This window comes from Escherichia sp. MOD1-EC7003, from assembly GCF_002965065.1.
GTDB lineage: Bacteria > Pseudomonadota > Gammaproteobacteria > Enterobacterales > Enterobacteriaceae > Escherichia.
The window spans coordinates 45,011-67,203 of sequence record NZ_PTRE01000012.1 but is presented as its reverse complement, the minus strand read 5'-3'; the positions used below and the strand labels follow the sequence as shown (position 1 = coordinate 67,203).

Genomic DNA, 22,193 nt, shown 5'->3' with positions numbered 1-22,193 from the left:
TTACGCAGTTACCGCGCTTATATCCCCGCCCGATTGGGCGAGGTCTTACGCGCAAATTGATAAAAACAAAGCAACACAACATCACGAATGGGGATTTTTGACTATGAAACGGAATGCGAAAACTATCATCGTAGGGATGATTGCACTGGCAATTTCACACACCGCTATGGCTGACGATATTAAAGTTGCCGTTGTCGGCGCTATGTCCGGCCCGATTGCCCAGTGGGGCGATATGGAATTTAACGGCGCGCGTCAGGCGATTAAAGACATTAATGCCAAAGGGGGAATTAAAGGCGATAAGCTGGTTGGCGTGGAATATGACGACGCCTGCGACCCGAAACAGGCCGTTGCGGTAGCGAATAAAATCGTTAACGACGGCATTAAATATGTTATTGGGCATCTGTGTTCCTCCTCTACCCAGCCTGCGTCGGACATCTACGAAGACGAAGGTATTCTGATGATCTCGCCGGGAGCGACTAACCCGGAGCTGACCCAACGCGGTTATCAACACATCATGCGTACTGCCGGGCTGGACTCTTCCCAGGGGCCAACGGCGGCAAAATACATTCTTGAGACGGTGAAGCCCCAGCGCATCGCCATCATTCACGACAAACAACAATATGGCGAAGGGCTGGCACGTTCGGTGCAGGACGGGCTGAAAGCGGCTAACGCTAACATCGTCTTCTTCGACGGTATTACCGCCGGGGAAAAAGATTTCTCGGCGCTGATCGCTCGCCTGAAAAAAGAAAACATCGACTTCGTTTACTACGGTGGTTACTACCCGGAAATGGGGCAGATGCTGCGCCAGGCCCGTTCCGTCGGACTGAAAACTCAGTTTATGGGACCGGAAGGCGTGGGTAATGCGTCGCTGTCGAATATTGCTGGCGATGCTGCTGAAGGCATGTTGGTAACCATGCCAAAACGCTATGACCAGGACCCGGCAAACAAAGGTATTGTTGATGCGCTGAAAGCAGACAAGAAAGATCCGTCCGGGCCTTATGTCTGGATCACCTACGCGGCGGTGCAATCTCTGGCGACTGCCCTTGAGCGTACCGGCAGCGATGAGCCGCTGGCGCTGGTGAAAGATTTAAAAGCTAACGGTGCAAACACCGTGATTGGGCCGCTGAGCTGGGATGAAAAAGGCGATCTTAAGGGATTTGATTTTGGTGTCTTCCAGTGGCACGCCGACGGTTCATCCACGGCAGCCAAGTGATCATCCCACCGCCCGTAAAATGCGGGCGGGTTTAGAAAGGTTACCTTATGTCTGAGCAGTTTCTGTATTTCTTGCAGCAGATGTTTAACGGCGTCACGCTGGGCAGTACCTACGCGCTGATTGCCATCGGCTACACCATGGTTTATGGCATTATCGGCATGATCAACTTCGCCCACGGCGAGGTTTACATGATCGGCAGCTACGTCTCCTTTATGATCATCGCCGCACTGATGATGCTGGGCATTGATACCGGCTGGCTGCTGGTGGCGGCGGGATTCGTCGGCGCAATCGTCATTGCCAGCGCCTACGGCTGGAGTATCGAACGGGTAGCCTATCGCCCGGTGCGCAACTCTAAGCGCTTGATTGCCCTCATTTCCGCTATCGGTATGTCCATCTTCCTGCAAAACTACGTTAGCCTGACCGAAGGTTCGCGCGACGTGGCGCTGCCCAGCTTGTTTAACGGCCAGTGGGAGGTGGGGCATAGTGAAAACTTCTCTGCCTCTATTACTACCATGCAGGCGGTTATCTGGATTGTCACCTTCCTCGCCATGTTGGCGCTGACGATTTTCATTCGCTATTCCCGTATGGGGCGCGCCTGCCGTGCCTGTGCGGAAGATCTGAAAATGGCGAGCCTGCTTGGCATTAACACTGACCGGGTGATTGCGCTGACCTTTGTGATTGGTGCGGCGATGGCGGCGGTAGCGGGCGTACTGCTCGGCCAGTTCTACGGCGTAATTAACCCCTACATCGGCTTTATGGCTGGGATGAAAGCCTTCACCGCCGCAGTGCTCGGTGGGATTGGTAGCATTCCGGGAGCGATGATTGGCGGCCTGATTCTGGGGATTGCGGAGGCGCTCTCTTCTGCCTATCTGAGTACGGAATATAAAGATGTGGTCTCATTCGCCTTGCTGATTCTGGTGTTGCTGGTGATGCCGACCGGTATTCTGGGTCGCCCGGAGGTAGAGAAAGTATGAAACCGATGCATATTGCAATGGCGTTGCTCTCTGCCGCGATGTTCTTTGTGTTGGCGGGCGTCTTTATGGGCGTGCAACTGGAGCTGGATGGCACCAAACTGGTGGTCGGCACGGCTTCCAACATTCGTTGGCAGTGGGTGTTTATCGGCACAGCAGTGGTCTTTTTCTTCCAACTTTTGCGACCTGCTTTCCAGAAAGGGTTAAAAAGCGTTTCCGGGCCGACGTTTATTCTGCCCGCGATTGATGGCTCCACGGTGAAGCCAAAGCTGTTCCTCGCGGCGCTGCTGGTGCTTGCGGTAGCGTGGCCGTTTATGGTTTCACGCGGGACGGTGGATATCGCTACCCTGACCATGATCTACATTATCCTTGGCCTCGGGCTGAACGTGGTGGTGGGGCTTTCCGGCCTGCTGGTGTTGGGTTATGGCGGCTTTTACGCCATCGGCGCTTACACTTTTGCGCTGCTCAATCACTATTACGGTCTGGGGTTCTGGACCTGCCTGCCGATTGCAGGGTTAATGGCAGCGGCGGCGGGATTTCTGCTCGGCTTCCCGGTGCTGCGTCTGCGCGGTGACTATCTGGCGATCGTTACCCTCGGATTCGGTGAAATTGTGCGCATTTTGCTGCTCAATAACACCGAAATTACCGGCGGTCCGAACGGAATCAGCCAGATCCCCAAACCGACCTTTTTTGGCCTTGAGTTCAGCCGTACCGCCCGTGAAGGCGGCTGGGATACCTTCAGTAATTTCTTTGGCCTGAAATACGATCCCTCCGATCGCGTCATCTTCCTCTACCTGGTGGCGTTGCTGCTGGTAGTGTTCTCGCTGTTTGTGATTAACCGCCTGCTGCGTATGCCGCTGGGCCGTGCGTGGGAAGCGCTGCGTGAAGATGAGATCGCCTGTCGTTCGCTGGGCTTAAGCCCGCGTCGTATCAAGCTGACCGCCTTTACCATCAGCGCCGCATTTGCGGGTTTTGCCGGAACGCTGTTCGCGGCGCGTCAGGGCTTTGTCAGCCCGGAATCTTTCACCTTCGCCGAATCGGCGTTTGTGCTGGCGATAGTGGTGCTGGGTGGAATGGGGTCGCAATTTGCCGTTATTTTGGCGGCGATTCTACTGGTGGTCTCCCGCGAATTGATGCGTGATTTCAACGAATACAGTATGTTAATGCTCGGTGGTTTGATGGTGCTGATGATGATCTGGCGTCCACAGGGTTTGCTGCCGATGACGCGCCCGCAACTGAAGCTGAAAAACGGCGCAGCGAAAGGAGAGCAGGCATGAGTCAGCCATTATTATCTGTTAACGGCCTGATGATGCGTTTCGGCGGCCTGCTGGCGGTGAACAACGTCAATCTCGAGCTGTATCCGCAGGAGATAGTCTCGCTAATCGGCCCTAACGGTGCCGGAAAAACCACGGTTTTCAACTGCCTGACTGGTTTCTACAAACCCACCGGCGGCACCATTTTACTGCGCGATCAGCATCTGGAAGGTTTGCCCGGCCAGCAAATCGCCCGCATGGGCGTGGTGCGTACCTTCCAGCACGTGCGTCTGTTCCGTGAAATGACGGTGATTGAAAACTTGCTGGTGGCGCAGCATCAGCAACTGAAAACCGGGCTGTTCTCTGGTCTTTTGAAAACGCCTTCTTTCCGTCGCGCCCAGAGCGAAGCCCTTGACCGCGCCGCCACCTGGCTTGAGCGCATTGGTTTGCTCGAACACGCCAACCGCCAGGCGAGTAACCTGGCCTATGGCGACCAGCGTCGTCTGGAGATCGCCCGCTGCATGGTAACGCAGCCGGAGATTCTGATGCTCGATGAACCCGCTGCGGGCCTTAACCCGAAAGAGACTAAAGAGCTGGATGCGCTGATTGCCGAACTGCGCAATCATCACAACACCACTATTTTGTTGATTGAACACGATATGAAGTTGGTGATGGGAATTTCAGACAGGATTTACGTGGTCAATCAGGGGACGCCGCTGGCAAACGGTACGCCGGAGCAAATTCGTAATAACCCGGACGTGATCCGCGCATATCTTGGTGAGGCGTAAAATGGAAAAAGTCATGTTGTCTTTTGACAAGGTTAATGCCCACTACGGCAAAATCCAGGCACTGCATGAGGTGAGCCTGCATATCAATCAGGGGGAGATTGTTACCCTGATTGGTGCCAACGGCGCGGGGAAAACCACCTTGCTCGGCACGTTATGCGGCGACCCGCGTGCCACCAGTGGGCGAATTGTGTTTGATGATAAAGACATTACCGACTGGCAGACGGCGAAAATCATGCGCGAAGCGGTGGCGATTGTCCCGGAAGGACGCCGTGTTTTCTCGCGGATGACGGTGGAAGAGAACCTCGCGATGGGCGGTTTCTTTGCTGAACGCGACCAGTTTCAGGAGCGTATTAAGTGGGTATACGAACTTTTCCCGCGCCTGTTCGAGCGTCGTATTCAGCGGGCGGGTACTATGTCTGGCGGTGAACAGCAGATGCTGGCGATTGGTCGTGCGCTAATGAGCAGCCCGCGCCTGTTGCTGTTGGACGAGCCTTCGCTTGGTCTTGCGCCAATCATCATTCAGCAAATCTTCGACACCATCGAACAATTGCGCGAGCAGGGGATGACCATCTTCCTCGTCGAGCAGAACGCCAACCAGGCACTGAAGCTCGCTGACCGTGGCTACGTGCTCGAAAACGGTCATGTGGTGCTCTCCGATACCGGCGATGCGCTGCTGGCGAATGAAGCGGTGAGAAGTGCGTATTTAGGCGGGTAAATCGTCAATAACCCGGCAGCTAAGTTCTGCCGGGTTCTTCGTCCGTATACAGACTTGTTTCAACTGACCGGGAGGATTAAAACCAGTCCACTTATTTGCCACGGAAAGGTTCCCTCCCATGCATTATGCCATTGTCGCCATACTTGAAATGCTTTGCTGTATCCACGCTTACCGTACCGGACAAGAGCGATATTGGTTTTTTATCATCTTCTGTTTTCCGGTGATTGGCTGCGTGGCGTATTTCGTCATCGTGATGCTGCCTGAAACGGGCGCGGACCGTCACGGGCGTACTTTGCTGATGCGCCTGCAGGACAAAATAAGCCCGGAACGTCACCTGCGCAAATTAACCGAAGAGCTGGCGATTGCCGAGACCAATCAAAACCATTATGCGTTAGCTAACGAACTGGCGCGCCTTGGGCGTTATCACGAAGCCGTTCCCCATCATCAGCAGGCGCTAAGCGGGATATTCGCCCATGAAGCGGCAATGATGTTAAGCCTGGCGCAGGCACAATTTGCCATCCAGGAGTTCGCCGCCTGCCAGCAGACGCTGGAAGATGTGATGCGTTATAACCCTGATTTTCAGTCGGCAGACGGGCACTTGTTATTCGCCAGAACCTTAGCCGCACAAGAAAAATATGCAGATGCGGAAAGCGAGTTTGAAGTATTGATTTCTTATTACCCCGGCCCGCAGGCGCGTATTTACTATGCGGAAATGCTGGCGAAAATGGGGCGGTTACGTGAAGCTAACGAGCAGTATGTTGTCGTGGTTGATACGGCTAAACGTTCAAGACCACATTATAGAAAACACCACCGGGAATGGATTAAGACCGCCAATGAACGGCTGAAGCAGAGTATTGTTCGATGAAGGTAACCAGGGATGAGGTTATGTATACACAGCAAGTTGAGCAAAGTTTTAAATTATTGCGCGAGAATGGCATATTTATTACCCAGGGTTTAACAGCAGCAGAAATAGAAGCCGCAGAAAAACGCTACTGTTTTAAATTCCCGAACGATTACAAAGCATTGCTTATGCAGGGAATGCCTTTGTATGGCTATGATTTTACTGACTGGCGCAACCTGTCTGATGAGTATGTGCAATATATTCAATATAAAATGTTCGATGAAACTATTGCGGGCGTTTTATACTGCATCAGTAAATTTGACGCATGGCCGGGAGTCTGGGGGAATCGTCCAGATAATCTGGTGGATCGACTAAATTTTGCAAGTGATAAAATCAAGAAAAATCCCTTATTTATTCCGATAAAATCAAATCGCTATCTTTCACTTTGTTCGTTAGATAACGGAAACCCTGTTTATTCAATTCACCAGGGAGATGATGTGGTTTGTTATGGGGAGAATTTATGGGATTATTTTACTAAGGAATATGCCAGGGAAGATGAATGTAACATTAGTATTAATCTAAAAACCATGCCGGAACCTTTTACTAAGTACAATACTTTTGTTTATCATAGTATTAATGGTTTTTTTATCAGAGTATTCGGTATTATGATGAGAGTGGAACATTTATACCTGATGGAGAAGCTTTTTCCCCTGTAATGCATTATTGATTTTATTTTCCCCCTTGGTCTTAACTGGAATTTAAATGCCTGTAGTCGTTTCACAGGTTAAATTATACTTTTGTCTGTGAAAAAAGAAACCGATATCCGGCGTGGAAGGCATTGTGTTTTCCTGATGCATGTTTACTTGGTCTTTGTCACCAAATACCGACGCCAGATTTTTGACCATGACGCGATAGAAAAACTACGCACTTACTTTTCAAATGTATGTGCTGATTTTGAAGCTGAACTGCTTGAAATGGATGGCGAATCAGATCACGTCCATTTGTTAATTAACTATCCACCCAAACTGGCGATATCCAGTCTGGTAAACAGCCTCAAATATCGAGTAGGTTACTGCGACGAGATCGACCAGATATTGCAGTCAGGTATTACTACAAAGGCGTTTTGTGGAGTCCTGGCTATTTTGCCAGTAGCTGCGGAGGTGCGCCAATATCCGTCATCCACCAATACATTGAACAACAGCAAACACCTGGTTAGGTGAAAATAAAGTGCGAGTGATGCAGTTGAAAGACGCTGGATTACGGATTCTGGTTTATACCGTTAACAAACCCCAGCGCGCGGCAGAGCTGCTACGCTGGGGTGTGGATTGCATCTGTACCGATGCGATTGATGTGATTGGTCCCAACTTTACGGCCCAATAGTTTTCAACGGAATATCAGGTTGCGGCGTGCCGGGCGGATTCAGCATGTCGCCGTTTTTCCTCTCTTGCAGCATATGCTGCTGATTTAGCGAACTATCAGGATTATGGTTGCTGTTTAACATCCCGCCGTTGGTGTTGGGCAGCATTTGCTGCCGGGCGGGATTTAGCTCCCCCGGCTGCGACTGCAATACCCGCTGAGAGTTGCTATTAATCTGATTTTCTAAATGCTGCTGTTGTAATTGCGTCTGCGTTTTCAGTTGCTGATTCAGCATCCCTTTTTGCTGGATTTGCTGCGCCTGCATTTGAGTTTGCATCCGCTGCTGGCTGGGGATCTGATATCCCGGCTGGTTAGGGTTGTTCAGAGTATTAATGGGCTGTGCAAAGCCGACAAAAGGCAGGAATGCCGTCAAAAGCAGAAGTCGTTTCATCGCGTATCCTCCTCTGAAGATATCCTTTAAGTTTACTCTGTTCCCGGCGAAACGATGATTATTTCAGTCATTCCCTTCTCCTCTTTGGGGCAAATGTCCCTTTCAACATCATTGACTTTCAAATGTGAGTCAAATGCATTTTTTTGCAAAAAGTGTTGGACAAGTGCGAATGAGAATGATTATTATTGTCTCGCGTTCAGGAAGACCCTCGCGGAGAACCTGAAAGCACGACATTGCTCACATTGCTTCCAGTATTACTTAGCCAGCCGGGTGCTGGCTTTTTTTTGATCTTTTGTTCTCAATTTATCCACGGGAGTGCTTGTGTTCGTTATGCGCACTCCAGTAGGAACCACGTCCGCTTTGCGCTAAGGTTGTAGATAACTACCTTAAAAAGGACGAAATCATGGTCATCAACTGCGCCTTTATTGGCTTCGGCAAAAGCACCACCCGTTACCATCTGCCGTATGTACTTAACCGCAAGGATAGTTGGCATGTCGCGCATATTTTTCGCCGCCATGCGAAGCCGGAAGAACAGGCCCCCATTTATTCCCATATCCATTTCACCAGCGATCTTGATGAAGTGTTAAACGATCCCGATGTTAAGCTGGTTGTCGTCTGCACTCACGCGGACAGTCACTTCGAGTACGCGAAGCGTGCGCTGGAAGCCGGGAAAAATGTGCTGGTCGAAAAACCGTTCACTCCGACGCTTGCGCAGGCAAAAGCGCTGTATGCGCTGGCGAAAAGTAAGGGGCTGACCGTCACGCCGTATCAGAATCGTCGCTTTGACTCCTGCTTCCTGATGGCGAAAAAAGCGATTGAAAGCGGCAAGCTGGGAGAGATTGTCGAAGTGGAAAGCCATTTTGACTATTACCGCCCGGTGGCAGAAACAAAACCAGGGCTGCCGCAGGATGGTGCGTTCTATGGCCTTGGTGTGCATACGATGGACCAGATTATTTCTTTGTTCGGTCGCCCGGATCACGTCGCTTATGGCATCCGCAGCCTGCGTAATAAAGCCAATCCTGACGACACCTTCGAAGCGCAGTTGTTTTATGGCGATTTAAAAGCCATCGTCAAAACCAGCCATCTGGTGAAAATCGATTATCCGAAATTTATCGTTCACGGTAAGAAAGGTTCGTTTATTAAATACGGTATCGACCAGCAGGAAACCAGCCTGAAGGCTAATATTATGCCGGGCGAACCAGGATTTGCAGCGGATGATTCGGTCGGTGTGCTGGAGTATGTCAATGACGAGGGCGTGACGGTCAGAGAAGAGATGAAGCCGGAGATGGGCGATTACGGGCGCGTTTATGATGCGTTGTATCAAACCATCACCAACGGTGCGCCAAATTACGTCAAGGAATCTGAAGTTCTTACTAATCTGGAAATCCTTGAACGCGGATTTGAGCAAGCCTCTCCCTTCACAGTGACTCTCGCGAAGTAAGTTTGATGGCCCCTCGAGTAGTTCAATTTTTTTGAACAGAGGGGGCAATTTTCACCTACTATCATCCCTGGTGGATCGGGTCCACACTAAGCCCATCGAAATCATTCAGGGGGCGAATACAAATGATCTACTTACGCAAAGCAAATGAACGTGGTCATGCAAATCATGGCTGGCTGGACTCCTGGCACACTTTTTCTTTTGCTAACTATTACGATCCGAACTTTATGGGCTTCTCCGCGCTGCGCGTGATTAACGACGACGTGATTGAAGCAGGGCAGGGCTTCGGCACTCACCCGCATAAAGATATGGAGATTTTGACCTACGTGCTGGAAGGTACTGTTGAGCATCAGGACAGCATGGGCAATAAAGAGCAGGTTCCGGCGGGTGAGTTCCAGATTATGAGTGCGGGTACGGGTATTCGTCACTCAGAGTACAGCCCAAGCAGCACCGAGCGTCTGCATCTGTATCAGATCTGGATCATGCCAGAAGAAAACGGCATTACGCCGCGTTATGAACAGCGTCGCTTCGATGCCGTACAGGGCAAACAACTGGTGCTCTCGCCGGATGCGCGCGACGGTTCGCTGAAAGTGCATCAGGATATGGAACTGTACCGCTGGGCGCTGGTGAAAGATGAGCAGTCGGTGCATCAGATTGCCGCTGAGCGCCGCGTCTGGATCCAGGTGGTGAAAGGCGATGTCACTATTAACGGCGTGAAAGCCTCGACCAGCGATGGTCTGGCTATCTGGGATGAGCAGGCAATTTCCATCCACGCTGACAGCGACAGCGAAGTGTTATTGTTCGATCTGCCGCCGGTTTAACACCCAACGCCATCTTTGAAGACTGCTTTTTTGCAGGCTTCCTCGCTCGCTCCGGTCGCGTGCTGATGTTCGCTTCCGGGGTTTGCCGCGTCGTTAGCAAATGCGATTTAATGGTCTAATAATTGTCAACAAGCACCGTTTTCTCCGGGAAGGTTCTGATGCGTCCGTGTTAAACTAAGAGAATCTATCTCTTTTGTACCTTCAGGACGATGAAAAAGAAAAGACCCGTACTTCAGGATGTGGCTGATCGTGTCGGCGTGACCAAAATGACGGTCAGCCGTTTTTTACGCAACCCGGAGCAGGTTTCCGTCGCTCTACGCGGCAAGATTGCCGCCGCTCTTGATGAACTGGGCTATATTCCCAATCGTGCGCCCGATATCCTTTCAAACGCCACCAGCCGGGCGATTGGCGTCCTGTTACCTTCTCTCACCAACCAGGTTTTCGCGGAAGTATTACGCGGAATCGAAAGCGTCACTGACGCGCAAGGTTATCAGACGATGCTGGCGCACTACGGTTATAAACCGGAAATGGAGCAAGAACGTCTCGAGTCGATGCTCTCCTGGAATATTGATGGCCTGATCCTCACCGAACGTACCCATACGCCGCGTACATTAAAGATGATTGAAGTGGCGGGGATCCCGGTAGTGGAGTTGATGGACAGCAAGTCGCCGTGCCTTGATATCGCCGTCGGGTTTGATAACTTTGAAGCGGCACGCCAGATGACCACCGCCATTATTGCTCGCGGGCATCACCATATTGCCTATCTCGGCGCACGTCTCGACGAACGTACTATCATCAAACAGAAGGGATACGAGCAGGCGATGTTGGATGCAGGCCTGGTGCCGTATAGCGTGATGGTTGAGCAATCTTCTTCTTACTCTTCCGGTATTGAACTGATTCGCCAGGCGCGGCGGGAATATCCGCAGCTGGATGGCGTGTTCTGTACTAATGATGACCTGGCGGTCGGCGCGGCGTTTGAATGTCAGCGTCTGGGGTTAAAAGTTCCTGACGATATGGCGATTGCCGGTTTCCACGGTCATGACATTGGCCAGGTGATGGAGCCACGACTGGCAAGCGTGCTGACGCCGCGTGAGCGGATGGGCAGTATTGGCGCTGAACGCCTGTTGGCGCGTATTCGTGGCGAATCTGTGACACCGAAAATGTTAGATTTAGGTTTCACCTTGTCACCGGGTGGATCTATTTAAGCCCACAAATTTGAAGTAGCTCACACTTATACACTTAAGGCACGGATGGATATTGCTTCTGATATTGTCCGGCTGGACAATGTTACCCATAACAGTTACCCGTAACATTTGTAATTTTTGTATTGTGGGGGCACCACTTTGAGCACGACTAACCATGATCACCACATTTACGTTCTGATGGGCGTATCGGGCAGCGGCAAATCTGCGGTCGCCAGTGAAGTGGCGCATCAACTTCATGCCGCGTTTCTTGATGGCGATTTCCTCCATCCGCGCTGCAATATCGAAAAAATGGCTTCCGGCCAACCGCTGAATGACGACGATCGCAAACCGTGGTTACAGGCGCTGAACGACGCCGCGTTTGCTATGCAGCGTACCAATAAAGTGTCGCTGATTGTCTGTTCCGCACTGAAAAAACACTATCGCGACCTGCTACGCGTGGGTAATCCGAATCTCTCTTTCATCTACCTGAAAGGCGATTTTGATGTGATTGAAAGCCGCCTGAAAGCGCGTAAAGGCCATTTCTTTAAAACCCAAATGCTGGTGACGCAGTTTGAAACGCTGCAGGAGCCGGGTGCGGATGAAACCGATGTATTGGTGGTGGATATCGATCAACCGCTGGAAGGTGTTGTGGCAAGCACCATTGAGGTTATTAATAAAGGCAATAAGTCGTGACTACATTAACGCTTGTTTTAACAGCTGTAGGGTCTGTTTTACTGTTGCTGTTTTTAGTCATGAAGGCGCGTATGCACGCTTTTCTGGCTTTGATGGTGGTGTCTATGGGGGCTGGCCTTTTTTCCGGTATGCCGCTCGATAAAATCGCAGAGACGATGGAAAAAGGGATGGGAGGCACCCTCGGCTTCCTGGCGGTGGTTGTCGCCCTGGGGGCCATGTTTGGCAAGATCTTACATGAAACCGGCGCAGTCGATCAGATTGCCGTCAAAATGCTCAAGTCTTTCGGTCACAGCCGCGTGCATTATGCCATCGGCCTTGCGGGGCTGGTCTGTGCACTACCGCTGTTCTTTGAAGTGGCGATTGTTTTGCTGATTAGCGTTGCTTTCTCAATGGCGCGCCACACCGGTACGAACCTGGTGAAGCTGGTAATCCCATTATTCGCAGGTGTGGCGGCAGCGGCAGCGTTCCTGGTGCCGGGGCCAGCGCCAATGCTGCTGGCATCGCAGATGAACGCCGACTTTGGCTGGATGATCCTGATTGGCTTGTGTGCGGCAATTCCGGGAATGATTATTGCCGGGCCGCTGTGGGGTAATTTCATCAGTCGCTATGTGGAGCTGCATATTCCTGACGACATCAGCGAACCGCATCTCGGCGAAGGCAAAATGCCGTCCTTCGGATTCAGCCTGTCGCTGATCCTGCTGCCGCTGGTGCTGGTGGGGTTGAAAACTATTGCCGCGCGTTTTGTGCCGGAAGGGTCTACCGCTTACGAATGGTTTGAATTTGTCGGTCATCCGTTTACCGCGATTCTGGTTGCTTGTCTGGTCGCAGTTTATGGTCTGGCGATGCGTCAGGGTATGCCAAAAGACAAAGTGATGGAGATTTGCGGTCACGCGCTGCAACCGGCGGGGATCATTCTGCTGGTAATTGGTGCAGGCGGCGTGTTCAAACAGGTGCTGGTTGACTCCGGCGTAGGTCCGGCACTTGGCGAAGCGTTAACCGGCATGGGCCTGCCGATTGCCATCACCTGCTTCGTGCTGGCAGCTGCAGTGCGCATCATTCAGGGGTCTGCCACCGTTGCCTGTTTAACGGCTGTGGGACTGGTAATGCCGGTTATTGAACAGTTGAACTACTCTGGTGCGCAAATGGCAGCGCTGTCGATTTGTATCGCCGGTGGTTCGATTGTTGTCAGCCACGTTAACGACGCCGGTTTCTGGTTGTTCGGTAAATTTACTGGCGCGACCGAAGCCGAAACGCTGAAAACCTGGACCATGATGGAAACCATCCTCGGCACTGTCGGTGCCATCGTTGGGATGATTGCGTTCCAGCTGTTGAGTTAAATTTATTCGCCCGGTAGTTCTGACGCGACCGGGCTCTTTTCGAAAAATGCTCCTCGTTACCCCTTCATCCACATTCGAATGCCGTCGAGGAACATCTGGGTTGCCATCATCACCAGAATCAATCCCATCAGGCGTTCAAGTGCGTTCACCCCTTTCTCTCCCAGCAGACGCAAGAACAGCGAAGACTGTAGCAGGATGACAAAGGTGCCGCCCCAGGCCAGCAGCAGAGCAATCACCAGATGTCCCATCTGATTGGGGTACTGATGCGACAGCAACATCAGTGTGGCGAGAATAGTTGGCCCGGCGACCAGCGGAATTGCCAACGGCACGATAAACGGCTCTTCACCTGCCGGAAGCCCGCTACTGTTTCCCGAGGCGCTGGGAAAAATCATCTTAATGGCGATCAGAAACAGAATGATACCGCCAGAAATGGAGACGGTTTCTGCCCGCAGATTAAGAAATGCCAGAATTTTTTCACCCGCAAACAGGAACACCAGCATCACCAGGAGAGCAATAAGCAACTCTCGCACCATGATTGCCCGCCGTCTTTTCGGTTCAGTATGTTTCAGTACGGACATGAAAATAGGTAGGTTTCCGAGCGGATCCATAATCAGGATCAATAAAACTGCTGCAGAAATGATTTCATTCATAACTCAAATTCCCTGATAATTGCCGCGGACTTTCTGCGTGCTAACAAAGCAGGATAAGTCGCATTACTGATGGCTTCGCTATCATTGATTAATTTCACTTGCGACTTTGGCTGCTTTTTGTATGGTGAAAGATGTGCCAAGAGGAGACCGGCACATTTATACAGCACACATCTTTGCAGGAAAAAACGCTTATGAAAAATGTTGGTTTTATCGGCTGGCGCGGTATGGTCGGCTCCGTTCTCATGCAACGCATGGTTGAAGAGCGCGACTTTGACGCCATTCGCCCTGTCTTCTTTTCTACTTCTCAACTTGGTCAGGCTGCGCCGTCTTTTGGCGGAATCACTGGCACACTTCAGGATGCCTTTGATCTGGAGGCGCTAAAGGCCCTCGATATCATTGTGACCTGTCAGGGCGGCGATTATACCAACGAAATCTATCCAAAGCTTCGTGAAAGCGGTTGGCAAGGTTACTGGATTGACGCAGCATCATCTCTGCGCATGAAAGATGACGCCATCATCATTCTTGACCCCGTCAATCAGGACGTCATTACCGACGGATTAAATAATGGCATCAGGACTTTTGTTGGCGGTAACTGTACCGTAAGCCTGATGTTGATGTCGTTGGGGGGGTTATTCGCCAATGATCTTGTTGATTGGGTGTCCGTTGCAACCTACCAGGCCGCTTCCGGCGGTGGTGCGCGACATATGCGTGAGTTATTAACCCAGATGGGCCATCTGTATGGCCATGTGGCAGATGAACTCGCGACCCCGTCCTCTGCTATTCTCGATATCGAGCGCAAAGTCACAGCCTTAACCCGTAGCGGTGAGCTGCCGGTGGATAACTTTGGCGTCCCGCTGGCGGGTAGCCTGATTCCGTGGATCGACAAACAGCTCGATAACGGTCAGAGCCGCGAAGAGTGGAAAGGGCAGGCAGAAACCAACAAGATCCTCAACACCTCTTCCGTCATTCCGGTAGATGGTTTATGTGTGCGTGTCGGGGCATTGCGCTGCCACAGCCAGGCATTCACGATTAAACTGAAAAAAGATGTGTCTATTCCGACCGTGGAAGAACTGCTGGCTGCACACAATCCGTGGGCGAAAGTGGTTCCGAACGATCGGGAAATGACGATGCGTGAGCTAACCCCAGCTGCCGTTACCGGCACGCTGACCACGCCGGTAGGCCGCCTGCGTAAGCTGAATATGGGACCAGAGTTCCTGTCTGCTTTTACCGTGGGCGACCAGTTGCTGTGGGGTGCCGCAGAGCCGCTACGTCGGATGCTTCGTCAACTGGCGTAATCTTTATTCATTAAATCTGGGGCGCGATGCCGCCCCTGTTAGTGCGTAATACAGGAGTAAGCGCAGATGTTTCATGATTTACCGGGAGTTAAATAGAGCATTGGCTATTCTTTAAGGGTGGCTGAATACAAGCGTATTCACAGCCTTACCTGAAGTGAGGACGACGCAGAGAGGATGCTTAGAGTGCTGCGCCGTTCAGGTCAAAAAAATGTCACAACCAGAAGTCAAGAATTCAGTTGGATGGGGTGACACAATAAAACAGGAAGACAAGCATGTCCGATCGTATCGATAGAGACGTGATTAACGCGCTAATTGCAGGCCACTTTGCGGATCCTTTTTCCGTACTGGGAATGCATAAAACCGCCGCGGGACTGGAAGTCCGTGCCCTTTTACCCGACGCTACCGATGTGTGGGTGATTGAAACGAAAACCGGGCGCAAACTCGCAAAACTGGAGTGTCTCGACTCACGTGGATTCTTTAGCGGTGTCATTCCGCGACGTAAGAATTTTTTCCGCTATCAGTTGGCTGTTGTCTGGCATGGTCAGCAAAATCTGATTGATGATCCTTACCGTTTTGGTCCGTTAATCCAGGAAATGGACGCCTGGTTATTATCTGAAGGTACTCACCTGCGCCCGTATGAAACCTTGGGCGCACATGCAGATACTATGGATGGCGTCACCGGTACGCGTTTTTCTGTCTGGGCTCCAAACGCCCGTCGGGTCTCGGTGGTTGGGCAATTCAACTACTGGGATGGCCGTCGGCACCCGATGCGCCTGCGTAAAGAGAGCGGCATCTGGGAACTGTTTATCCCTGGGGCGCATAACGGTCAGCTTTATAAATACGAGATGCTTGATGCCAATGGCAACTTGCGTCTGAAGTCCGACCCTTATGCCTTCGAAGCGCAAATGCGCCCGGAAACCGCGTCTCTAATTTGCGGGCTGCCGGAAAAGGTTGTACAGACTGAAGAGCGCAAAAAAGCGAATCAGTTTGATGCGCCGATCTCTATTTACGAAGTTCACCTTGGCTCCTGGCGTCGTCACACTGACAACAACTTCTGGTTGAGCTACCGCGAGCTGGCCGATCAACTGGTGCCTTATGCTAAATGGATGGGCTTTACCCACCTCGAACTGCTGCCCATTAACGAGCATCCGTTCGATGGCAGTTGGGGTTATCAGCCAACCGGCCTGTATGCACCGACCCGCCGTTTTGGTACCCGCGACGACTTCCGTTATTTCATAGATGCCGCACACGCAGCTGGTCTGAACGTGATTCTCGACTGGGTGCCAGGCCACTTCCCGACCGATGACTTTGCGCTTGCCGAATTTGATGGCACGAACTTGTATGAACACAGCGATCCGCGCGAAGGCTATCATCAGGACTGGAATACGCTGATCTACAACTATGGTCGCCGTGAAGTCAGTAACTTCCTCGTCGGTAACGCGCTTTACTGGATCGAGCGTTTTGGTATTGATGCACTGCGCGTCGATGCGGTGGCGTCGATGATTTATCGTGACTACAGCCGCAAAGAGGGTGAGTGGATCCCGAACGAATTTGGCGGGCGCGAGAATCTTGAAGCGATTGAATTCTTGCGTAATACCAACCGTATTCTTGGTGAGCAGGTTTCCGGTGCAGTGACAATGGCTGAGGAGTCTACCGATTTCCCTGGCGTTTCTCGTCCGCAGGATATGGACGGTCTGGGCTTCTGGTACAAGTGGAACCTCGGCTGGATGCATGACACCCTGGACTATATGAAACTCGACCCGATTTATCGTCAGTATCATCACGATAAACTCACCTTCGGGATACTCTACAACTACACTGAAAACTTCGTCCTGCCGTTGTCGCATGACGAAGTGGTCCACGGTAAAAAATCGATTCTCGACAGAATGCCTGGCGATGCATGGCAGAAATTCGCTAACCTGCGCGCCTACTATGGCTGGATGTGGGCATTCCCGGGCAAGAAACTGCTGTTCATGGGGAACGAATTTGCCCAGGGCCGCGAGTGGAACCATGACGCCAGCCTCGACTGGCATCTGTTGGAAGGCGGCGATAACTGGCACCACGGTGTCCAGCGTCTGGTGCGCGATCTGAACCATACCTACCGCCACCATAAAGCGATGCATGAACTGGATTTTGACCCGTACGGCTTTGAATGGCTGGTGGTGGATGACAAAGAGCGCTCGGTGCTGATCTTTGTGCGTCGCGATAAAGAGGGTAACGAAATCATCGTTGCCAGTAACTTTACGCCGGTGCCGCGTCATGATTATCGCTTCGGCATTAACCAGCCGGGCAAATGGCGTGAAATCCTCAATACCGATTCCATGCACTATCACGGCAGTAATGCAGGCAATGGCGGCGCGGTACACAGTGATGAGATTGCCAGCCACGGTCGTCAGCATTCACTAAGCCTGACGCTACCACCGCTGGCCACTATCTGGCTGGTTCGGGAGGCAGAATGACACGACTCGCCATTGGCAAACCCGCTCCCCTCGGCGCGCATTACGACGGTCAGGGCGTCAACTTTACACTTTTTTCCGCTCATGCCGAGCGGGTAGAGCTGTGTGTCTTTGACGCCAATAGCCAGGAACATCGCTATGACTTGCCAGGGCACAGCGGTGACATTTGGCACGGTTATCTGCCGGATGCGCGCCCGGGTTTGCGTTATGGTTATCGCGTTCATGGCCCCTGGCAACCCGCCGAGGGGCATCGCTTTAACCCGGCGAAGTTGTTGATTGATCCTTGCGCGCGGCAAATTGACGGGGAGTTTAAAGATAACCCGCTGCTGCACGCCGGTCATAATGAACCTGACTATCGCGACAACGCCGCCATTGCGCCAAAATGCGTAGTGGTGGTTGATCACTATGACTGGGAAGATGATGCCCCGCCGCGCACGCCGTGGGGCAGCACCATCATTTATGAAGCCCATGTTAAAGGATTAACGTACCTGCACCCGGAGATCCCGGTCGAGATCCGTGGCACTTATAAAGCCCTCGGGCATCCGGTGATGATCAACTATTTGAAACAATTGGGCATTACCGCGCTGGAACTGCTGCCAGTGGCGCAGTTTGCCAGTGAACCACGTCTGCAACGCATGGGGCTAAGTAACTACTGGGGTTACAACCCGGTGGCGATGTTTGCGCTGCATCCGGCGTATGCCTGCTTGCCAGAAACGGCGCTGGATGAGTTTCGCGATGCAATCAAAGCACTGCATAAAGCGGGTATCGAAGTCATTCTTGATATCGTGCTCAACCATAGTGCGGAACTGGACCTCGACGGCCCGTTATTCTCGCTGCGTGGGATCGACAACCGTAGCTATTATTGGATAAGAGAAGACGGCGATTATCACAACTGGACCGGTTGCGGCAACACGCTCAATTTGAGTCATCCGGCGGTGGTGGATTATGCCTGCGCCTGCCTGCGTTATTGGGTAAAAACCTGCCACGTCGATGGTTTCCGCTTTGATCTGGCGGCAGTCATGGGCCGTACGCCAGAGTTCCGTCAGGATGCGCCGTTGTTTACCGCTATCCAGAACTGCCCGGTGCTCTCGCAGGTGAAGTTAATTGCTGAACCGTGGGATATCGCTCCTGGTGGTTATCAGGTGGGAAATTTCCCGCCGCTGTTTGCCGAGTGGAACGATCATTTCCGCGATGCTGCCCGTCGTTTCTGGCTTCATTATGATTTGCCTCTGGGGACGTTTGCCGGGCGTTTTGCTGCCTCCAGCGATGTTTTTAAACGTAATGGTCGTCTGCCGAGTGCCGCGATTAATCTCGTCACCGCGCATGACGGTTTTACGCTTCGCGACTGCGTTTGCTTCAACCATAAACATAATGAAGCAAACGGAGAAGAAAATCGCGACGGGACCAACAACAATTACAGTAACAATCATGGTAAAGAAGGGTTAGGCGGTACTCTTGACCTGGTTGAACGGCGTCGCGACAGCATTCACGCCCTGTTAACAACGTTGTTGCTCTCCCAGGGTACGCCGATGTTACTGGCTGGTGACGAACATGGTCACAGCCAGCATGGCAATAACAATGCCTACTGTCAGGATAACCAATTAACCTGGTTGGACTGGTCGCAGGCAAGCAGTGGTTTAGCCGCATTTACCGCCGCGTTAATCCATCTGCGCAAGCGCATTCCCGCTTTGGTGGAGAATCGCTGGTGGGAAGAAGGCGACGGCAATGTCCGTTGGCTAAATCGATATGCTCAACCTTTAAGCACGGATGAGTGGCAAAACGGGCCGAAACAGCTGCAAATTCTGCTCTCGGATCGCTTTTTGATCGCAATTAACGCCACGCTTGAGGTAACAGAGATTGTTTTACCTGTTGGGGAGTGGCACGCCATTCCCCCATTCGCTGGAGAGGATAACCCAGTGATTACGGCTGTCTGGCAGGGACCTGCACACGGATTGTGTGTGTTCCAGAGATGATAAAAAAGGAGTTAGTCATGGTTAGTTTAGAGAAGAACGATCACTTAATGTTGGCGCGCCAGCTGCCATTGAAATCTGTTGCCCTGATACTGGCGGGAGGACGTGGTACCCGCCTGAAGGATTTAACCAATAAGCGAGCAAAACCGGCCGTACACTTCGGCGGTAAGTTCCGCATTATCGACTTTGCGCTGTCTAACTGCATCAACTCCGGGATCCGTCGTATGGGCGTGATCACCCAGTACCAGTCCCACACTCTGGTGCAGCACATTCAGCGCGGCTGGTCATTCTTCAATGAAGAAATGAACGAGTTTGTCGATCTGCTGCCAGCACAGCAGAGAATGAAAGGGGAAAACTGGTATCGCGGTACCGCAGATGCGGTCACCCAAAACCTCGACATTATCCGCCGTTATAAAGCGGAATACGTGGTGATCCTGGCGGGCGACCATATCTACAAGCAAGACTACTCGCGTATGCTTATCGACCACGTCGAAAAAGGTGCTCGTTGCACCGTTGCTTGTATGCCAGTACCGATTGAAGAAGCCTCCGCATTTGGCGTTATGGCGGTTGATGAGAACGATAAAATTATCGAATTCGTTGAAAAAACTGCTAACCCGCCATCAATGCCGAACGATCCGAGCAAATCTCTGGCGAGTATGGGTATCTACGTCTTTGACGCCGACTATCTGTATGAACTGCTGGAAGAAGACGATCGCGATGAGAACTCCAGCCACGACTTTGGCAAAGATTTGATTCCCAAGATCACCGAAGCCGGTCTGGCCTATGCGCACCCGTTCCCACTCTCTTGCGTACAATCCGACCCGGATGCCGAGCCGTACTGGCGCGATGTGGGTACGCTGGAAGCTTACTGGAAAGCGAACCTCGATCTGGCCTCTGTGGTGCCGGAACTGGATATGTACGATCGCAATTGGCCAATTCGCACCTACAATGAATCATTACCGCCAGCGAAATTCGTGCAGGATCGCTCCGGTAGCCACGGGATGACCCTTAACTCACTGGTATCCGGCGGTTGTGTGATCTCCGGTTCGGTGGTGGTGCAGTCCGTTCTGTTCTCGCGCGTTCGCGTGAATTCATTCTGCAACATTGATTCCGCCGTATTGTTACCGGAAGTATGGGTTGGCCGCTCGTGCCGTCTGCGCCGCTGTGTGATCGATCGCGCTTGTGTTATTCCGGAAGGCATGGTGATTGGTGAAAACGCAGAGGAAGATGCACGTCGTTTCTATCGTTCAGAAGAAGGCATCGTGCTGGTAACGCGCGAAATGCTACGGAAGTTAGGGCATAAACAGGAGCGATAATGCAGGTTTTACATGTATGTTCAGAGATGTTCCCGCTGCTTAAAACCGGCGGTCTGGCTGATGTTATTGGGGCATTACCCGCAGCACAAATCGCAGATGGCGTTGACGCTCGCGTACTGTTGCCTGCATTTCCCGATATTCGCCGTGGCGTGACCGATGCGCAGGTGGTATCCCGTCGGGATACCTTCGCAGGGCATATCACGCTGTTGTTCGGTCATTACAACGGGGTTGGCATTTACCTGATTGACGCGCCGCATCTCTATGATCGTCCGGGAAGCCCGTATCACGATACCAACTTATTTGCCTATACCGACAACGTATTGCGTTTTGCGCTACTGGGGTGGGTTGGGGCAGAAATGGCCAGCGGGCTTGACCCATTCTGGCGCCCTGATGTGGTGCATGCGCACGACTGGCATGCGGGCCTTGCGCCTGCGTATCTGGCGGCGCGCGGGCGTCCGGCGAAGTCGGTGTTTACTGTGCACAACCTGGCCTATCAAGGCATGTTTTATGCACATCACATGAATGACATCCAATTGCCATGGTCATTCTTTAATATTCATGGTCTGGAATTCAACGGACAAATCTCTTTCCTGAAGGCTGGTCTGTACTATGCCGATCACATTACGGCGGTCAGTCCAACTTACGCTCGCGAGATCACTGAACCGCAGTTTGCCTACGGTATGGAAGGTCTGTTGCAACAGCGTCACCGCGAAGGACGTCTTTCCGGCGTACTGAACGGCGTGGATGAGAAAATCTGGAGTCCAGAGACGGACTTACTGTTGGCCTCGCGTTACACCCGCGATACGTTGGAAGATAAAGCGGAAAATAAGCGCCAGTTACAAATCGCAATGGGGCTTAAGGTTGACGATAAAGTACCGCTTTTTGCAGTGGTGAGCCGTCTGACCAGCCAGAAAGGCCTCGATCTGGTGCTGGAGGCCTTACCGGGCCTTCTGGAGCAGGGCGGGCAGCTGGCGCTACTCGGCGCGGGCGATCCGGTGTTGCAGGAAGGTTTCCTTGCGGCGGCAGCGGAATACCCCGGACAAGTGGGCGTTCAGATTGGCTATCACGAAGCATTTTCGCATCGCATTATGGGCGGCGCGGACGTCATTCTGGTGCCCAGCCGTTTTGAACCGTGCGGCTTAACGCAACTTTATGGATTGAAGTACGGTACGCTGCCGTTAGTGCGGCGCACCGGAGGGCTTGCTGATACGGTTTCTGACTGTTCTCTTGAGAACCTTGCAGATGGCGTCGCCAGTGGGTTTGTCTTTGAAGATAGTAATGCCTGGTCGCTGTTACGGGCTATCCGACGTGCTTTTGTTCTGTGGTCCCGTCCTTCACTATGGCGGTTTGTGCAACGTCAGGCTATGGCAATGGATTTTAGCTGGCAGGTCGCGGCGAAGTCGTACCGTGAGCTTTACTATCGCTTGAAATAGTTTCAGGAAATG

19 protein-coding genes and 2 pseudogenes are annotated in these 22,193 nt (G+C 52.2%); 19 read left to right on the top strand and 2 right to left on the bottom strand.

Features of this window, described 5'->3' with window-relative positions:
• Positions 1–103 precede the first annotated feature (103 nt).
• The 9 genes and pseudogenes from livK to A7090_RS01640 all read left to right on the top strand — a co-directional run.
• On the top strand, positions 104–1,213 hold the full coding sequence (livK, locus tag A7090_RS01680) for a high-affinity branched-chain amino acid ABC transporter substrate-binding protein LivK (RefSeq protein WP_105272772.1): 1,110 nt from the start codon (positions 104–106) through the stop codon (positions 1,211–1,213).
• Positions 1,214–1,260: 47 nt separating this feature from the next.
• Complete coding sequence (livH, locus tag A7090_RS01675; protein WP_105272771.1) at positions 1,261–2,187, top strand: high-affinity branched-chain amino acid ABC transporter permease LivH; 927 nt, start codon at positions 1,261–1,263, stop codon at positions 2,185–2,187.
• Complete coding sequence (gene livM, locus A7090_RS01670; protein ID WP_105272770.1) at positions 2,184–3,461, top strand: branched chain amino acid ABC transporter permease LivM; 1,278 nt, start codon at positions 2,184–2,186, stop codon at positions 3,459–3,461. Before livH ends, livM begins: the two co-directional genes overlap by 4 nt.
• Complete coding sequence (gene livG / locus A7090_RS01665) at positions 3,458–4,225, top strand: high-affinity branched-chain amino acid ABC transporter ATP-binding protein LivG (protein WP_105272769.1); 768 nt, start codon at positions 3,458–3,460, stop codon at positions 4,223–4,225. The genes livM and livG overlap by 4 nt, the downstream gene beginning before the upstream one ends.
• A gap of 1 nt (position 4,226) precedes the next feature.
• Positions 4,227–4,940, top strand: coding sequence for a high-affinity branched-chain amino acid ABC transporter ATP-binding protein LivF (gene livF, locus A7090_RS01660; protein ID WP_105272768.1), 714 nt, complete (start codon positions 4,227–4,229; stop codon positions 4,938–4,940).
• 118 nt (positions 4,941–5,058) lie between these two features.
• Positions 5,059–5,805, top strand: coding sequence for a tetratricopeptide repeat protein (locus A7090_RS01655; RefSeq protein ID WP_105272767.1), 747 nt, complete (start codon positions 5,059–5,061; stop codon positions 5,803–5,805).
• Between the two features lie 20 nt (positions 5,806–5,825).
• Positions 5,826–6,497 (top strand): SMI1/KNR4 family protein, encoded by a 672-nt coding sequence (locus A7090_RS01650; protein ID WP_240245969.1) that lies wholly within the window; start codon positions 5,826–5,828, stop codon positions 6,495–6,497.
• A gap of 72 nt (positions 6,498–6,569) precedes the next feature.
• Positions 6,570–6,997, top strand: a pseudogene (gene tnpA, locus A7090_RS01645) (IS200/IS605 family transposase).
• Between the two features lie 5 nt (positions 6,998–7,002).
• Positions 7,003–7,161: pseudogene (locus A7090_RS01640) on the top strand (glycerophosphodiester phosphodiesterase family protein); the annotation flags it as partial.
• On the opposite strand, the gene A7090_RS01635 reads toward A7090_RS01640, so the two are convergent.
• Complete coding sequence (locus tag A7090_RS01635) at positions 7,148–7,588, bottom strand: DUF2756 family protein (RefSeq protein ID WP_105272766.1); 441 nt, start codon at positions 7,586–7,588, stop codon at positions 7,148–7,150. The pseudogene A7090_RS01640 and the gene A7090_RS01635 overlap by 14 nt on opposite strands.
• A 403-nt stretch (positions 7,589–7,991) precedes the next feature.
• On the opposite strand from A7090_RS01635, the gene A7090_RS01620 reads away from it, so the two are divergent.
• The 5 genes from A7090_RS01620 (at position 7,992) to gntU (ending at position 13,061) form a co-directional block, all read left to right on the top strand.
• Positions 7,992–9,029 (top strand): oxidoreductase, encoded by a 1,038-nt coding sequence (locus A7090_RS01620; RefSeq protein WP_105272765.1) that lies wholly within the window; start codon positions 7,992–7,994, stop codon positions 9,027–9,029.
• Between the two features lie 122 nt (positions 9,030–9,151).
• A complete protein-coding gene (gene yhhW / locus A7090_RS01615; protein ID WP_105272764.1) occupies positions 9,152–9,847 on the top strand; it encodes a quercetin 2,3-dioxygenase in 696 nt (231 codons plus the stop codon).
• Positions 9,848–10,056: 209 nt separating this feature from the next.
• The gene (gene gntR, locus A7090_RS01610; RefSeq protein ID WP_105272763.1) at positions 10,057–11,052 is read left to right on the top strand and encodes a gluconate operon transcriptional repressor GntR; all 996 of its coding nucleotides are present in this window, start codon (positions 10,057–10,059) and stop codon (positions 11,050–11,052) included.
• A gap of 138 nt (positions 11,053–11,190) precedes the next feature.
• Positions 11,191–11,724 (top strand): gluconokinase, encoded by a 534-nt coding sequence (gene gntK / locus A7090_RS01605; protein ID WP_105272762.1) that lies wholly within the window; start codon positions 11,191–11,193, stop codon positions 11,722–11,724.
• Positions 11,721–13,061, top strand: coding sequence for a gluconate transporter (gene gntU, locus A7090_RS01600; RefSeq protein ID WP_105272761.1), 1,341 nt, complete (start codon positions 11,721–11,723; stop codon positions 13,059–13,061). Before gntK ends, gntU begins: the two co-directional genes overlap by 4 nt.
• Before the next feature lie 56 nt (positions 13,062–13,117).
• Here gntU and yhgN read toward each other — a convergent pair whose 3' ends face one another.
• Entirely contained in the window at positions 13,118–13,711 is a 594-nt protein-coding gene (gene yhgN / locus A7090_RS01595) for an NAAT family transporter YhgN (protein WP_074526211.1), read from the bottom strand.
• A 191-nt stretch (positions 13,712–13,902) separates the two neighbouring features.
• Between yhgN and asd the strand changes: the two genes are divergently transcribed.
• The 5 genes from asd to glgA all read left to right on the top strand — a co-directional run bounded on the left by asd (position 13,903) and on the right by glgA (position 22,181).
• Positions 13,903–15,006: an aspartate-semialdehyde dehydrogenase gene (gene asd, locus A7090_RS01590; RefSeq protein WP_105272760.1), complete on the top strand. Its 1,104-nt coding sequence runs from the start codon at positions 13,903–13,905 to the stop codon at positions 15,004–15,006.
• A 272-nt stretch (positions 15,007–15,278) separates the two neighbouring features.
• Entirely contained in the window at positions 15,279–17,465 is a 2,187-nt protein-coding gene (glgB, locus tag A7090_RS01585; protein WP_105272759.1) for a 1,4-alpha-glucan branching enzyme, read from the top strand.
• Complete coding sequence (glgX, locus tag A7090_RS01580) at positions 17,462–19,435, top strand: glycogen debranching protein GlgX (protein ID WP_105272758.1); 1,974 nt, start codon at positions 17,462–17,464, stop codon at positions 19,433–19,435. Before glgB ends, glgX begins: the two co-directional genes overlap by 4 nt.
• Positions 19,436–19,452: 17 nt before the next feature.
• Positions 19,453–20,748 carry a glucose-1-phosphate adenylyltransferase gene (gene glgC, locus A7090_RS01575; RefSeq protein WP_105272757.1) on the top strand — a complete coding sequence of 432 codons (1,296 nt, stop codon included), beginning with the start codon at positions 19,453–19,455 and terminating at the stop codon, positions 20,746–20,748.
• A complete protein-coding gene (gene glgA / locus A7090_RS01570) occupies positions 20,748–22,181 on the top strand; it encodes a glycogen synthase GlgA (protein ID WP_001197646.1) in 1,434 nt (477 codons plus the stop codon). The genes glgC and glgA overlap by 1 nt, the downstream gene beginning before the upstream one ends.
• Positions 22,182–22,193: the final 12 nt, after the last annotated feature.

Coding starts and splice junctions, on each gene's coding strand:
- glgA (WP_001197646.1), top strand. CDS start 20,748: ATGCAGGTTTTACATGTATGTTCAGAGATGTTCCCGCTGCTTAAAACC.
- A7090_RS01655 (WP_105272767.1), top strand. CDS start 5,059: ATGCATTATGCCATTGTCGCCATACTTGAAATGCTTTGCTGTATCCAC.
- yhgN (WP_074526211.1), bottom strand. CDS start 13,711: ATGAATGAAATCATTTCTGCAGCAGTTTTATTGATCCTGATTATGGAT.
- A7090_RS01620 (WP_105272765.1), top strand. CDS start 7,992: ATGGTCATCAACTGCGCCTTTATTGGCTTCGGCAAAAGCACCACCCGT.
- livM (WP_105272770.1), top strand. CDS start 2,184: ATGAAACCGATGCATATTGCAATGGCGTTGCTCTCTGCCGCGATGTTC.
- livK (WP_105272772.1), top strand. CDS start 104: ATGAAACGGAATGCGAAAACTATCATCGTAGGGATGATTGCACTGGCA.
- glgC (WP_105272757.1), top strand. CDS start 19,453: ATGGTTAGTTTAGAGAAGAACGATCACTTAATGTTGGCGCGCCAGCTG.
- asd (WP_105272760.1), top strand. CDS start 13,903: ATGAAAAATGTTGGTTTTATCGGCTGGCGCGGTATGGTCGGCTCCGTT.
- livH (WP_105272771.1), top strand. CDS start 1,261: ATGTCTGAGCAGTTTCTGTATTTCTTGCAGCAGATGTTTAACGGCGTC.
- yhhW (WP_105272764.1), top strand. CDS start 9,152: ATGATCTACTTACGCAAAGCAAATGAACGTGGTCATGCAAATCATGGC.
- glgX (WP_105272758.1), top strand. CDS start 17,462: ATGACACGACTCGCCATTGGCAAACCCGCTCCCCTCGGCGCGCATTAC.
- A7090_RS01650 (WP_240245969.1), top strand. CDS start 5,826: ATGTATACACAGCAAGTTGAGCAAAGTTTTAAATTATTGCGCGAGAAT.
- livG (WP_105272769.1), top strand. CDS start 3,458: ATGAGTCAGCCATTATTATCTGTTAACGGCCTGATGATGCGTTTCGGC.
- A7090_RS01635 (WP_105272766.1), bottom strand. CDS start 7,588: ATGAAACGACTTCTGCTTTTGACGGCATTCCTGCCTTTTGTCGGCTTT.
- livF (WP_105272768.1), top strand. CDS start 4,227: ATGGAAAAAGTCATGTTGTCTTTTGACAAGGTTAATGCCCACTACGGC.
- gntR (WP_105272763.1), top strand. CDS start 10,057: ATGAAAAAGAAAAGACCCGTACTTCAGGATGTGGCTGATCGTGTCGGC.
- glgB (WP_105272759.1), top strand. CDS start 15,279: ATGTCCGATCGTATCGATAGAGACGTGATTAACGCGCTAATTGCAGGC.